11 protein-coding genes are annotated in these 13,154 nt (G+C 64.7%); 5 read left to right on the top strand and 6 right to left on the bottom strand.

Translation table 11 applies throughout. The annotated features are described in order from the left end of the window. Nucleotides 1–9 precede the first annotated feature (9 nt). A complete protein-coding gene (locus tag KZJ38_RS12630) occupies nucleotides 10–375 on the bottom strand; it encodes a winged helix-turn-helix domain-containing protein (RefSeq protein WP_246641456.1) in 366 nt (121 codons plus the stop codon). Nucleotides 376–731: 356 nt separating this feature from the next. Between KZJ38_RS12630 and KZJ38_RS12625 the strand changes: the two genes are divergently transcribed. Continuing rightward, nucleotides 732–1,928: a porin gene (locus KZJ38_RS12625; protein ID WP_219796223.1), complete on the top strand. Its 1,197-nt coding sequence runs from the start codon at nucleotides 732–734 to the stop codon at nucleotides 1,926–1,928. Nucleotides 1,929–2,001: 73 nt separating this feature from the next. Here KZJ38_RS12625 and KZJ38_RS12620 read toward each other — a convergent pair whose 3' ends face one another. Next, a complete protein-coding gene (locus KZJ38_RS12620; protein ID WP_246641762.1) occupies nucleotides 2,002–2,442 on the bottom strand; it encodes a molybdopterin-dependent oxidoreductase in 441 nt (146 codons plus the stop codon). A 177-nt stretch (nucleotides 2,443–2,619) separates the two neighbouring features. Next, nucleotides 2,620–3,045: a TOBE domain-containing protein gene (locus KZJ38_RS12615; protein ID WP_219796221.1), complete on the bottom strand. Its 426-nt coding sequence runs from the start codon at nucleotides 3,043–3,045 to the stop codon at nucleotides 2,620–2,622. A gap of 108 nt (nucleotides 3,046–3,153) precedes the next feature. Here KZJ38_RS12615 and KZJ38_RS12610 point away from each other — a divergent pair, with 108 nt between their 5' ends. Next, nucleotides 3,154–4,032: an extracellular solute-binding protein gene (locus KZJ38_RS12610; protein ID WP_219796220.1), complete on the top strand. Its 879-nt coding sequence runs from the start codon at nucleotides 3,154–3,156 to the stop codon at nucleotides 4,030–4,032. A gap of 19 nt (nucleotides 4,033–4,051) precedes the next feature. Further along, nucleotides 4,052–5,950 (top strand): ABC transporter ATP-binding protein/permease, encoded by a 1,899-nt coding sequence (locus KZJ38_RS12605; protein WP_219796219.1) that lies wholly within the window; start codon nucleotides 4,052–4,054, stop codon nucleotides 5,948–5,950. A gap of 132 nt (nucleotides 5,951–6,082) precedes the next feature. Here the strand turns inward: KZJ38_RS12605 and KZJ38_RS12600 are convergent, their stop codons facing one another. From KZJ38_RS12600 to KZJ38_RS12590, 3 genes are all read right to left on the bottom strand, one after another. Further along, nucleotides 6,083–7,498 (bottom strand): MFS transporter, encoded by a 1,416-nt coding sequence (locus KZJ38_RS12600; RefSeq protein WP_219796218.1) that lies wholly within the window; start codon nucleotides 7,496–7,498, stop codon nucleotides 6,083–6,085. A gap of 208 nt (nucleotides 7,499–7,706) precedes the next feature. Further along, nucleotides 7,707–9,092: an FAD-dependent oxidoreductase gene (locus tag KZJ38_RS12595; RefSeq protein ID WP_219796217.1), complete on the bottom strand. Its 1,386-nt coding sequence runs from the start codon at nucleotides 9,090–9,092 to the stop codon at nucleotides 7,707–7,709. Nucleotides 9,093–9,337: 245 nt separating this feature from the next. Continuing rightward, a complete protein-coding gene (locus KZJ38_RS12590; RefSeq protein WP_219796216.1) occupies nucleotides 9,338–11,287 on the bottom strand; it encodes an ABC transporter ATP-binding protein in 1,950 nt (649 codons plus the stop codon). 410 nt (nucleotides 11,288–11,697) lie between these two features. Here KZJ38_RS12590 and nthA point away from each other — a divergent pair, with 410 nt between their 5' ends. Further along, entirely contained in the window at nucleotides 11,698–12,483 is a 786-nt protein-coding gene (nthA, locus tag KZJ38_RS12585) for a nitrile hydratase subunit alpha (protein WP_246641455.1), read from the top strand. Continuing rightward, nucleotides 12,480–13,145: a nitrile hydratase subunit beta gene (gene nthB, locus KZJ38_RS12580; protein WP_219796215.1), complete on the top strand. Its 666-nt coding sequence runs from the start codon at nucleotides 12,480–12,482 to the stop codon at nucleotides 13,143–13,145. Before nthA ends, nthB begins: the two co-directional genes overlap by 4 nt. Nucleotides 13,146–13,154 lie beyond the last annotated feature (9 nt).

Raw genomic sequence — 13,154 nt, 5'->3', positions numbered from 1 at the left:
GCTGTGCCGCTATCGCCTGATCATCCGCGTCAACGCTGAAATCTCGGCTGCGCAGGCCGCATACGCCTGTGTTTCGATGCCGCGATAAAGCCGGATGATTTCCTCGCCGACGGCTGTGAGCACGCAGCCGCCGCCGCTTTGCCCGCCGTGCTCGGCAACTGTCGCGGGCGACTTCAGCGACTTGTTCAATTCATCCATCAGCAGCCACGCGCGCCGGTACGACATGTTGAGGCTGCGTGCCGCGGCCGAGATCGAGCCGTGCTCCCTGACCGCTTCGAGCAATGCAACCTTGCCGGGACCGAGCGCGATCGTGTCGGCCTGCTGGATGCGCATGCGGAACCTGACCTCAGGTTTCACGGTTGTCGAAGTTTTCATCGTTGTATGTCGCGGTGGGGCCGCGTTGTTCTGACGGTTTGATATCTGCGAAAGCATACACGACGCACGCCGCGCGCGCGGCGCACAGCCATTTCTCGCAGCGGCATGCGCGCTGTCTGCAAATCGACACAGACCGCCCGCCGCCCCTTTATTGAGACGTAACCTCGCGCTACATTGCCGGACACACAATGCTTCGCGTGGGCGCCCATACCCTGGGTAAAACGCGGGCCGCCCGACACGGGCGATAAAGACCGACCTACTTTCTCCCGAACTGAATTGCCATCGTGCCATGCCCGGCTTGCGCCGCGCATGGGGCGCGCTGTCGTCTGCGCGCAATGGCTAACAAGGATGTCTAAATGAAAAAATCCATCAACGCAGTGGCAGTACTCGGCAGCCTCGGCGCAATCGCCACCGCGGCTACCACCGCGCATGCGCAAAGCAGCGTCACGCTCTACGGCATCATCGATGCCGGCATCAGCTACGTATCGAATTCGGCCACGCCGGCGGCGGGGCACGCGAGCCTCGTCAAATACGCGGATGGCGTTGCGTCCGGCAGCCGCTGGGGTGTGCGCGGCACCGAAGACCTCGGCGGCGGCCTGAAGGCGCTGTTCGTGCTCGAAAACGGTTTTAGCAGCGCGGATGGCTCGATCGGGCAGGGCGGCGCGCTGTTCGGCCGGCAGGCGTACGTCGGCGTTTCGAAGGACGGCATCGGCACGCTCGCGTTCGGCCGCCAGTACTCGTTCTCGACCGACTACCTCGGCGCGAACTACACGACCGGCAGCCAGACGCCCGCCGGCAATTACGGCTGGCATATCAACGACGTCGACCAGCTGAGCGGAAGCCGCGTCAACAACGCAGTCAAGTTCAGCAGCGCGAATTTCTCGGGACTCACGTTCGGTGCGATGTACGGGTTCTCGAATCGGGCCGGCGCGTTTGCGGGCACGCCGACCGTCACTGCGGGCGGCGCTTCCCAGCAGGGCGCGTCGAGCGCGTACAGCTTCGGCGTGAACTATGCGCAAGGGCCGTTCGGCCTCGGCGCCGCGTACACGAATATCCGTTATCCGAATGGCGCCACGCCGCCGTTTAGCGTCAGCATCGCGAACGTGAATACGGGCGGGCTGCGCGACCTCGAAACCTATGGCGTCGGCGCGCGTGTGGCGATCGGCGCCGGGCTCGTATGGGGCAACTGGACGCATACGAACTTCGAGCCGCTCGCCGGTGCATCGTCGCGCCTCAACAACTATGAAATCGGCGGCCGCTACGGCTTCACGCCTGCGCTGGCGGCGGGGCTTGGCTATACGTTCTCTGATCTCGACGACCGTTTCAACGGCAAATGGCATCAGGTCACGGGCGCGCTCGACTACGCGCTCTCCAAGCGCACCGATGTCTATCTGCTCGCGGTCTATCAGATCGCGTCAGGCAGCAATACGGTCGCGGGACGCAATGTGCCGGTGCAGGCGCAGATCGGCACGACGCCGGGCATGCTGGGAACGTCGGGTGTCGGCGCGGACAACCAGGTTGCGACGCGCGTCGGGTTGCGGCATCGCTTCTAGGCGGAGCGCGTCGTGATCGCCTGATGGTTATCGGGTGATCGCCTGGTGATTGCTTGATGGTCGCGCGCCGAGGTCAGGGCGCGACCACGCGCGCGACAATGCCCGCCAGGCGTTTCACGTGGCGCGGCGCGGGCAGGATATCGGCCGCGGAAAACAGCAGCGGTGCGCCTTCTTCGATCGTGAGCGGCGTGTCGCCGCGATCGAGCGCGACGAGCACGCGCTCGCCGATCGGCGTGTTGAACAGTTCGTGCCACGAAAAAGTGACCGCATAGCCATCGTGGGCAATCGCGATAAAGATCGTGCGCTTGAAGTCGCCGGGCCGGTCATTGCGCAGGCCGGCGACTTCGATCAGGTCTTTGAGCAGCACGCCGCGATAGCTGTCGACCTTGCGGATAAAGCGGTTGGTCGTGAAGCAGCGCAGGTCGAACGGGTCGGCGCGCACGCTACCCCGATCACGCAACTGTTCGAGCGTCAGCGTGAGGGGGCGTTGAAAGTCGCCTGTCAGCGAAAGCATCGCATTTTGCGCGGATGTTTCGTGCTCCGTGCGGTTTGCGTCGTTGGTGTGATGCGTTGCCGTCATGATCCCGTTCCGATTCACGCTTGCTCGTCGCGCTTGCTTGTCGATATATCCGTTGGTATATTACGGCAATTAACCAGCCGGCAGTCAACCCGCCGGCCATCGACCCCGCAATCAATCCACGCCGACGATCACACTCGACGCCTTGAAGATCGCCGCGGCCGCCTTGCCGTGCGCGAGACCGAGGCGATCGACACTGTCGTTGGTAATGATCGCGGCGATTTGCGCCCCGCCTTGCGCGGCAATCACGACTTCCGCGTTGACGGCGCCCTTCGTGACCGACGCCACGGTGCCCGCGACGCAATTGCGCGCGGAGACCTTGCTCGCGTCCGCGTCGACCATCACGAGCACCGATGATGCCTTGATCAGCGCGAAGGCCGGCTTGCCGGCCGCGAGGCCGAGCGAAGCCGCGCTGCCATGCGTGATGATCGCGGTGATCTCGAGGCCGTCCTGCGTGCGCAGCGTGATCTCGTCGTTGACCGCGCCGGCCTTCAGATCGACGACGGTGCCGGCAAACTGGTTACGGGCGCTGGTGCGCATAGTGTTCTCCTTGAGCGTGAGTGAAAGCGTACGGCCTTGATGAAGTTCGATGCAGCATGGTGTGCGGACGTCGTAATATAGTCAACTTAATAACGGTACGAGGCTGAAATGATTCGTAAGCTGGTTGCGTCAGTCGTGGTGGTGGCAGCAGGTGTGTTCGGCGCGCAGGATGCGTCGGCGCAGGACGGTACGATCAATGTGCTGTACGCGGGTTCGCTAGTGAACCTGATGGAGCGCAGCGTCGGCCCGGCCTTCGAGAAAGAGACCGGCGTCCATTTCCAGGGCTATGCCGCGGGCTCGAACAAAATCGCCAATGAGATCAAGGGCAAGCTGCGCCGCGGCGACGTCTTTATCAGCGCGAGCCCGAAGGTCAATACGAGCCTGATGGGCGCGGCCAATGGCGACCACGTGACGTGGTACGTCAATTTCGCCGAGTCGCCGCTGATGATCGGCTACAACCCGCAGAGCAAGTTTGCCGCGCAGTTCAAGTCGAAGCGCTGGGACGAAGTGCTCCAGGAGCCGGGCATCCGCATCGGCCGCACGGATCCGAAGCTCGACCCGAAGGGCGCGTTCACCGTCGAAATGATGACCAGGGCCGCGACGCTTTATAAAGAGCCGGACCTCGTGCAAAAGACGCTCGGCGCGCCGGAAAATCCCGAGCAGGTGCTGCCGGAAGAGACGCTGGTCGGCCGTCTGCAGTCGGGCCAGCTCGACGCGGGCTTTTTCTACTCGACCGAAACCTCGGACCTGAAGATCCCGGCCATTCAACCGGCGCCGGAGCTGCAGGCGAAGGCCAGCTATACGATCACGATTCTCGGCGACGCGCCGAATGCGAAAGGCGCCGCGAGCTTCGTCGACTTCCTGATGAGCGCGAAAGGGCGTGAGCTGCTCAAGGAACATGGCGTCGACGTCGTGAAGCCGACCGTGGTCGGCAACGTGCAGGCGATTCCGCCGTCGGTGCAGGCGGTAATCGACGCTGCGCAATAAAAGGAACGGTAAGTCTTCGATGACGCGCCACACCGCGCGGCCGCTGCGATGGCTCGGCGGCCTGCTTGCCATTTACCTGTGCGCGCCGTTTATCGCGGCGCTGCCGCAGATCGATCACGCGGACTGGGCCAATGTCGACTGGCAGACGATGGGTTCCGCCGTCGGCGTGTCGGTCGCGAGCGCCAGCGTGGCGGCGCTCATCATCCTGGTGGGTGGCGTGCCGCTCGGCTACGCGCTCGCGCGGTCGTCGTCGCGTGCGATGGGCGTGCTCGGCTTTATCGTGCAACTGCCGCTCGCGTTGCCGCCGCTCACAAGCGGCATTCTGCTGCTGTTCCTGTTAGGTCCGTATAGCGCGCTTGGGCGTCTTTTCGGCGGCGTGCTGACCGATTCGTTCGCGGGCATCGTGCTCGCGGAAACCTTTGTCGCTGCGCCGTTTCTGATCATTGCCGCACGCTCGGCATTCGCCGCGGTCGACCCGGTCTTCGACGATGTCGCCGCGACGCTCGGCCATCATGCCGGCAGCCGCTTCTTCCGCGTGACGCTGCCGATCGCGTGGCCGGCGATTCGCGCGGGTCTCGCGCTCGCCTGGCTGCGCGCCTTCGGCGAGTTCGGCGCGACCGTGATGGTCGCGTATCACCCGTACTCGCTGCCCGTTTATACGTACGTCGTGTTCGGCGGCCAGGGCCTGCCCGCGATGATGCCGTTGCTGCTGCCGACGCTCGCCATTGCGGTCATATGCGCGGTGCTCTCGGTGGCGAGCCGCCGCGTGGCGTCGCAAGCCGATGCGCCGCAGGAAAACGGCGATGAACTGGCCGCCGTCGCCGCAGTTGCCACGGCCGCCGCAACGGTCGCGGTGCCGGCGCAGCCCGATGCGCGGCTGTCGTTCTCATTGCGCCGCGACCTCGGCGGATTCGATCTCGACATCGAATGGGCGCCGACCACGCGGCGGCTCGCGATCATCGGTCCGTCCGGTTCGGGCAAATCGCTCGCCTTGCGGATGATCGCGGGCCTCGAACGCAGCGACGGCTCCACGGTGAAGCTTGGCGAGCGCGATCTCGCAACGCTTGCGCCGGAGCAGCGGCAGATCGGCTATATGCCGCAGGATTACGGGCTTTTTCCGCATATGACGGTGGCGCAGCAGCTGTCCTTTCCGCGCGATGCGGATGCGGCGAGCGCGCGCTATTGGGTCGAGCATCTGGGCCTCGCGGCATTGACGGCGCGGTTGCCGCGCGAGCTGTCGTTCGGGCAGCGTCAGCGCGTCGCGCTCGCGCGCGCGTTGACGCGGCACAGCCAGCTGCTGCTATTCGACGAACCGTTCTCCGCCCTCGATACGCCGCGCCGGCGGCGCCTGCAGCAATCGCTGCGCGAACTGCAGCGCGAGATCGCGGCGGTGACCGTGCTCGTCACGCACGATTCCGACGAAGCCGCGCTGCTCGCCGATGAACTGCTCGTGATCGAACATGGGCGCGTGTTGCAGACGGGCACGATCGCGGCGGTGTTCGAGCGGCCGGCGAGCTTGCGGGTCGCCGAACTGCTGGGGCTGCATAACGTCGGGGTGGGCGTGGTGCGCGGCGATGGACAGATCGAGACGCCGCTTGGTCTCGTGATCGAAAGCGCTGCCGCGCAGGTGTTTGCGACGGGGCAGGCGGTGATGTGGCGCGTGTCGCCGAGGGCGATCTCGGTGCTGGCTGACGACGCGGTGAACGATCAAAACAGCCTTCACCGTGGCACACTCGAACGCATGGAACTACGTCACGGCGATCGCTACGCGGTGATCGATCTGAGCGGTCACCGCTTGGATGTCGGCGATGAACATGCGCTTATCGAAGCCGGGCGCGACCATTACGTACGAATCGATCCGCGCGGTGTATCGGTGTGGCCGCTTGTCGAACCGCGCGCGCGTGAAGCGGCCGGATAAGCCGGAACGCCCGACTCAGTGTCGCTACCGCTACCCGCGGCCGCGCCAGGTTGAACGCCGAACGCCCAACAACACAACACCGCGCATACCCGCGCCAACTCTCCCGATCGTCCGGCGCTCTCGTCAGCGCGCTCAACGCTTCGTTGGAACCTCGATGCGTTTGCCGCGCGCGATTTCATCGCCGGCATTCGGCGCCAAACGTCGCGTGACCGGAATCGACGCGAACGAGCACAACCCCACCGTCAGAAACGCAGGCCAGAAATCGGACCACTCGATATGCGTATGCCCATGCAGCATACGCGTGAGCTGCACGACGATACCGGCAATCGTGACGCCGAGCCCGAGCGACATCTGCTGGACCACGCTGCCGAGGCTCGTCGCGCGGCCGACATCGCGTGTTTCGATTTCCGCGTAAGTCATCGAATTGAGGCTCGTGAACTGCAGCGCGGGGAAAAAGCCGCCGAGCAGCACGACGACCCAGATCAGCCATGTCGGCGTGCCGGGAAAGAACAACCCGCACGCGGCGATCGCGATACCCGAGAACGCGGCGTTGTACATCAGCACCGTGCGGAAACCCCAACGACGCAGTGTGCGCGAGGCGAGGGTGCGCATGAAAAGGCCGCCGATCGCCGACGCGCACGTAATGAGGCCCGACTCGAACGCGCTCATGCCGAGCCCTTCCTGCAGCACGAGCGGCAACAGAAACGGCACCGCACCGAGACCGATGCGAAACAGCGACCCGCCCATCACGCTGGCCTGAAACGTCGGCACGCGGAAAAAGCGCAGATCGAGCAGCGGCCGCGTGGCATACCGCGCATAGAGCACGTAGGCAACCAGCGCGATCGCGCCCGCGAACGTCATCGTCCATGCGGTGGAGTCGGCGATCAGTTCGCTGCCGACCAGCGCGAGCCCGAGCATGAACGCTGACGCGCCGCCTGCCGAGAGCAGGAAGCCGAACCAGTCGAGCGGCCCCGGATGCGGCTCGCGCGTGTTCGCAATGTATTTGTTCGTGAGGTGGATGCCGACGATGCCGACCGGAATGTTGATAAAGAAGATCAGCCGCCAGTGCAGATACGTCGTGATAAAGCCGCCCAGCAGCGGGCCGGCGGCCGGCCCCAGCAGAGACGTAAGGCTCAGATAGTTCATCGCGCGAATGAAGTCCGAGCGCTCGACACTGCGAAAGATGATGATGCGGCCGACCGGTACCATCATCGCGCCGCCGATGCCCTGCACGAAGCGCGCGACGGTGAACATGCCAAGCGAGGTGGAGGCCGCGCACGCAAGCGAGCCCACGACGAAGATGCCGATCGCAGTACGGAATACCGTACGTGCGCCGTAACGGTCGGCCAGCCAGCCGCATACGGGAATAAACACGCCGAGCCCGAGCACATAGCTCGTCACCGCGATTTTCAGCGTGACGGGATCGACAGCGAAAGTGCGCGCCATCTGGGGTAGCGCGGTGACGATCACGTTCGCGTCGACCGTCTCCATAAACATCGCGAACGCGACGATGATAGGAGCGATAAGACCTTTCTGGTCAGTCGACATGAGCAGGCGAACGCAGCAATAAACGACGGGGACAAGCCGCGATTATTGCATAGCTGCCATCGCTTTTAAGCATCCGCTAACGGGATTTTTGTGTGCCGCCGGCGCGACTGGCGGCACACGTCACGTCATTTCAAGCCTGCTTCTTTCCTGCTTTTTTCCTGCTTCACTCCTGGTTTATTCGCCGTTCAGGCACGCGACACGAACGCTTTCACGCACGCGGCGGCACCTTCGCGAACAGCAGGTTCAGCCCTTCGCCGATCGTCGGATGGCTCAGAATCGCATCGCGCACCGCCGTGTACGGCAGCTTGCCGAGCATCGCCATCTGGACCGTCGACACCACTTCGCCGGCCTGCGTGCCGAGCATCGTGAAGCCGAGGATCTCGTCCGAATCGGCCGCCACCAGCGCTTTCATGAAACCGGCCGTCTCATGGTTGGTGCGGGCACGCGGCACCGCGGCCATCGGCAGCATCGCGACGCGCACCTTGATGCCTTTCTCCGCCGCCTCGGTTTCGTTCAGGCCGATGCGCGCGAGTTCCGGTTCGACGAAAAGCGCATAAGGAATCGCGCGATTCGCCGTCGTGTACGTGCCGCCCGCGAGGTTCGACTTCAGCACGCGATAGTCGTCGAACGATGCGTGCGTAAACATCGGCGTACCGGCCACTTCGCCGATTGCCCACGTATTCGCCGCGGACGTCGCGAGCCGTTCGTCGGTGACGATAAAGCCGCGCTCGTCGAGTTTCACGCCGGCTTCGTCGAGGCCGATGTCACGCGTATTCGGCGTGCGTCCAGCTGCGACGAGAATATGCGTGCCGTCGAGCGTGCTGCCGTCGGCCAGCGTGATATGCACGCTTTTTCCCGAGTGGCCTTCCACCTTGACTGCCCGCGCGCTGACGCGCACATCGATGCCGTCGTGCACGAGCGCGGCCGTGATCGCCTGGGCGACGTCCGCGTCCTCGCGCATTGCGATGCGCGGCGCTTCCTGCAGCACGGTCACGCGGCTGCCGAGGCGCCGGAACGCTTGCGCCATTTCGAGGCCGATATAGCCGCCGCCGAATACGATCAGATGCCCGGGCAGCGCGTCGAGTTCGAGCGCTTCGACGTGCGTGAGCGGCGCGGCATAGCGCAGGCCGTCGATATCAGGAACCGTGGCCGTCGTGCCTGTGTTGATAAATGCGTGATCGCCGAACACGACGCGCTGGTCGCCGTTGGCGAGCGTCACTTCGATCGTGCGCGGCGCAACGAAGCGGCCGTTACCGACGATCAGGTCGAGTCCCGAGGTCTGGAACGCGGTCATATTGATATCGACCATGCCGTCGACCACCGAGCGCACGCGCTGATAGACGCGCTTCATGTCGAGCCCGCCCGCTTGCGGCGCGGCGCCGAGCTTTTCGGCTTCGCGGGCCGCATGAATGAGACGCCCCGTCTGGATCAGCGATTTCGTCGGAATACAGGCGACGTTGATACAGGAGCCGCCGATCATGCCGCGCTCGACTACCGCGACGCGCTTGCCGGCTTTTGCGAGTTCGACCGCGAGCGTCTTGCCGCCCTTGCCGCCGCCGAGAAACACATACTCAAACCGTTCGACTGGTGCCATTGCCTTAACCTCCGTGATCTGTTCACTGCCGGGCTGCGCGTGTCGCGTCCGGCTTGGAAAGAATCGTAGGGCACGGGGTTAGGCGCCGATATGATCGATCGTCGCAAAGGGATGCTCCGACGGATCAAATGCTTTGAGGACGTCGCAAAGGCGAAGGTTTTACCGGCAGCGAGGCCGGTGCGGGGCAGTTGCGGGGCAATTGTGGGCGGGCGGTGGCGGGGCGCAAGGGGCGGCGCCGCCAAGGTCTACCGGTTTGCGCTGATCGGCCCGAGCCGATGGGTCGTGCTCGGATCGCCAGCGTAATCGACGGGCGGCGTCGCGCTCGCTTCGTCGATCGCGGCGTCGGCATCGTGAGTCGCAGCGGCTTCGGCGCGGGTGCCGTCGTCGAGCATGCCCTTCGCGAGTTCGATCGCCTGACGCGTGAAAAGCCGGCGATAGAGGCCGTTTTCACGTTCGATCAGTTGTTCATGCGAGCCTTCCTCGACGACGCGGCCTTTCTCCAGCACCAGCAGCCGGTCGAGCGAGCGCACGGTCGACAGCCGGTGCGCGACGACGAGCGTCGTGCGGCCCGCCATCAGCCGTTCCATCGATTGCTGGATCAGCACTTCGCTTTCGCTGTCGAGGCTCGAGGTTGCTTCGTCGAAAATCAGCACCGGCGCGTCGGCGAGAAACGCGCGCGCGATCGCGATGCGTTGCCGCTCGCCGCCCGACAGCTTGACGCCGCGCTCGCCGACGAGCGTGTCGTAGCCCTGCGGCAAGGCGTCGATGAAGTCGTGCGCGCTGGCGAGGCGCGCGGCGCGCTCGATTTCCGCGAGGGTCGCGTCGGGCCGCGCGTAGGCGATGTTCTCGGCAAGCGAGCGGTGAAACAGCACGGGCTCCTGCTGAACGATCGCAATTTGCCGGCGCAGCGATGCCTGTTGCACCCGCGCGATATCCTGGCCGTCGATCGTGATGCGGCCCGCGTCGATATCGTAGAGCCGCTGGATCAGCTTGACGAAGGTCGTCTTGCCCGAGCCCGAGTGGCCGACGAGCCCGATGCGTTCGCCCGGCGCGATGCGGATCGACAGGTCCGCATACAGCGGCGACTGCAGCGCGCCGTAGCGGAACGTCACGTGCTCGAAGCGGATTTCGCCGCGCGTGATATCGATCGGGCGTGCGTCCGGGTGGTCTTCGATGCCGAGCGGTTCGTGTTCGAGCGCAACGAGCTCTTCCATATCGTTGACAGCGCGCTGCAGGTTGCGCACGTGCTGGCCGATGTCGCGCAGATAGCCTTGCAGCATGAAGAACGTGGTAAGCGCGAACGTGATGTCGCCGACGCTTGCCTTGTCGTGCATCCACAACCAGAGCGCGGTGCCGACGATTGCCGCCTGCATCAGCACGAGCATGGCGCTTTGCAGGCCGCCGTTCGTCGTGCCGCGCGCCCACGTGCGGCGCGTGCGCTTGCGCCATTTCGCGATGACGCGCGCGAGCCGCGATTCCTCGCGATGTTCGGCGCCGAACGCCTTGACCACCGCGTTGCAGCTGACGGCATCGGCGAGCGAACCGCCAAGGCGCGTGTCCCACATATTGGCGAGCCGCGCCGAGGGCGCGACATAGCGCAGCGACAGCGTGGCCGTCACGGCGATATAAAGCAGCGAACCGAGGCCGACAATCACGCCCATCACGGGCCAGCGAGTGCCGAGCACGACGGTCGTGCCGATCAGCATCACGCAGGAGGGCATCAGCGTGATCAGCAAGGTGTCGTTGAGCAGATCGAGCGCCCAGATGCCGCGCGTGATTTTCCGCACGGTCGAGCCGGCAAAGCTGTTCGCATGCCAGTCGGTCGAAAAGCGCTGCACGCGGTGAAAGCCGTTCGCGGCGATTTCGCTCATCATGCGCAGCGTCATCGTGATGATGTTGCGATAGACGAGCTGGCGCAGCACCATGCCGGTGAAGCCGAGCGCGATCAGTGTGCCGAACGCGTGCGATGCGGCGTCCCACGCCTGCGCTTTCGCGGCCACGCTCACGGCGCCGGCCGACAGCGCATCGACGAGCCGTCCCGCGAAAAGCGGCGTCATCACGTCGGCGAGCGCGCCGCAAAGCGCGAACGCCGCGATCACGGCGACGCGCGCTGGCTGCTGCCACCAGTGTGCGAATACAAAGGCGAGCACGCTGCGAAACGCCTGCGTGCCGTGAGCGGATTTCTTGTCAGCCATGTGCGACAACGCGCGAGCTGGTGGGCCGCGCGCTTACCTCGTGTATTTGAAAAGAGCGAAGAATGAAACGCTGCGCGAGCAGGCGCAAGCAAAATGAAGCGGTGGGCAAACTGCTGCGGCCAAATCGCCGCAGCCAAACCGCTTTGGCCAAACCGCTGTGGCCAAACATCGTCAGTTGGCGTGATTGTCAACGAAGGCATCGACCGGCTGTCGCCAAGGCAAAGTTGCCGGTGGATTCGTTCGTTAGACCAAACCGATATTGTACCGCCCGCATGAGGCGCGCGTGCGACGCGCATAGCGAGCCGGCTATGCGCGTGCGTCGTATGAAGATTTGCATTCGGTGGCCGTGCAAACGATACTGATCGGGTTACCTCGTCATTCTTTCCACTTTTCGTCCACGTGCATTGTCGATGCAGGTCGATGACGCGCTTTCCGCATTCTGGAACCGAACCGCGATGAGTCACGAAAGCCAGAAAACACACGATACGCATGAAGCCGCGCACAAGGGCGGACATGAGGGCGACCATGAGCGCGGCCATCGCCACGCACACGATCACGAGCATGGCCACGAAGGCAGCGCCTTATCCGAAATGGACCTGCGCGTGCGTGCGCTCGAATCGCTGCTGGTCGAGAAGGGTTACGTCGACCCGCAAGCGCTCGACGTGCTGATCGAAACCTACGAGCATCAGATCGGCCCGCGCAACGGCGCACGAGTCGTGGCGCGCGCATGGAGCGATCCGCAATACCGCGCATGGCTGCTCGACGACGCGACCGCCGCGATCGCCTCGCTCGGCTATTCGGGCCGTGGCGGCGAACATATGGTCGTGCTCGAGAACACGCCGCGCGTGCACAACATGGTGGTCTGCACGCTGTGCTCGTGTTATCCGTGGCCCGTGCTCGGCTTGCCGCCGGTCTGGTACAAGTCGGCGCCATACCGGTCGCGCGCGGTGATCGACCCGCGCGGCGTGCTGAAAGAATTCGGCTTCGAGTTGCCGGACGATGTCGAATTCCGTGTCTGGGATTCGACGTCCGAAGTGCGCTATCTCGTGCTGCCGATGCGTCCCGATGGAACGGAAGGATTCGGTGAAGACGCGCTCGCGGATCTGGTGACGCGCGACTCGATGATCGGCACGGGCCTGCTGCATTCGCCGCAAGGCGCGCAAGCGAGGCACGCAACGCAAGGAGCGCGAACATGAACGGCGCACACGACATGGGCGGCATGCAAACCTTCGGGCCCGTGCATCCCGAGCGCGCTGAGCCGATCTTCCATGCCGACTGGGAGCCGCGCGTACTGGCGCTGACGCTCGCGATGGGCGCCACGGGCACGTGGAATATCGACATGTCGCGCGCCGCGCGCGAAAGCCTGCCGCCCGCGCAATATCTGACGGACACGTACTACGAGATCTGGTTCAAGGGCCTCTGCAAGCTGTTGATCGAACACGGTCTCGCCACCGCGGAAGAAATCGAAGCGGGCAAAGCGGAGGCGCCGGCCGCGCCCGTCAAGCGCGTGTTTCATGCAGCGGACGTGCGTGCGGCATTGTCGCGCGGCTTTCCTTACGACAGGCCGATGGGGTATCCGGCGCGCTTCGCCGCCGGCGATGCAGTGCGCGCGCGTGAAATGAACCCGTCGACGCATACGCGCCTGCCGCGCTACTGCCGCGGCAAGCGCGGCGTAATCGTCGCGGTGCGCGGCGCGCACGTGTTTCCCGATGCACACGCAACCGGCGAGGGCGAGCAGCCACGCTGGCTTTATAGCGTGCGCTTCGCGGCCACGGAACTGTGGGGCGACGATACGAGCGCCGCATCGGTATGCGTCGATTGCTGGGAGCCGTATCTCGAGCCCGTGGGCGAGCATTGATCAGAACGA

This window comes from Paraburkholderia edwinii (assembly GCF_019428685.1).
Classification (GTDB): domain Bacteria; phylum Pseudomonadota; class Gammaproteobacteria; order Burkholderiales; family Burkholderiaceae; genus Paraburkholderia; species Paraburkholderia edwinii.
The sequence above is the reverse complement of the archived record's forward strand: the minus strand, read 5'-3'. Positions and strand labels throughout refer to the sequence as shown.

Bases quoted from the DNA above. Each gene is read 5' to 3' on its own strand.
- KZJ38_RS12630 (WP_246641456.1), bottom strand. From the start codon at position 375: ATGAAAACTTCGACAACCGTGAAACCTGAGGTCAGGTTCCGCATGCGC.
- KZJ38_RS12625 (WP_219796223.1), top strand. From the start codon at position 732: ATGAAAAAATCCATCAACGCAGTGGCAGTACTCGGCAGCCTCGGCGCA.
- KZJ38_RS12620 (WP_246641762.1), bottom strand. From the start codon at position 2,442: ATGCTTTCGCTGACAGGCGACTTTCAACGCCCCCTCACGCTGACGCTC.
- KZJ38_RS12615 (WP_219796221.1), bottom strand. From the start codon at position 3,045: ATGCGCACCAGCGCCCGTAACCAGTTTGCCGGCACCGTCGTCGATCTG.
- KZJ38_RS12610 (WP_219796220.1), top strand. From the start codon at position 3,154: ATGATTCGTAAGCTGGTTGCGTCAGTCGTGGTGGTGGCAGCAGGTGTG.
- KZJ38_RS12605 (WP_219796219.1), top strand. From the start codon at position 4,052: ATGACGCGCCACACCGCGCGGCCGCTGCGATGGCTCGGCGGCCTGCTT.
- KZJ38_RS12600 (WP_219796218.1), bottom strand. From the start codon at position 7,498: ATGTCGACTGACCAGAAAGGTCTTATCGCTCCTATCATCGTCGCGTTC.
- KZJ38_RS12595 (WP_219796217.1), bottom strand. From the start codon at position 9,092: ATGGCACCAGTCGAACGGTTTGAGTATGTGTTTCTCGGCGGCGGCAAG.
- KZJ38_RS12590 (WP_219796216.1), bottom strand. From the start codon at position 11,287: ATGGCTGACAAGAAATCCGCTCACGGCACGCAGGCGTTTCGCAGCGTG.
- nthA (WP_246641455.1), top strand. From the start codon at position 11,698: ATGCAGGTCGATGACGCGCTTTCCGCATTCTGGAACCGAACCGCGATG.
- nthB (WP_219796215.1), top strand. From the start codon at position 12,480: ATGAACGGCGCACACGACATGGGCGGCATGCAAACCTTCGGGCCCGTG.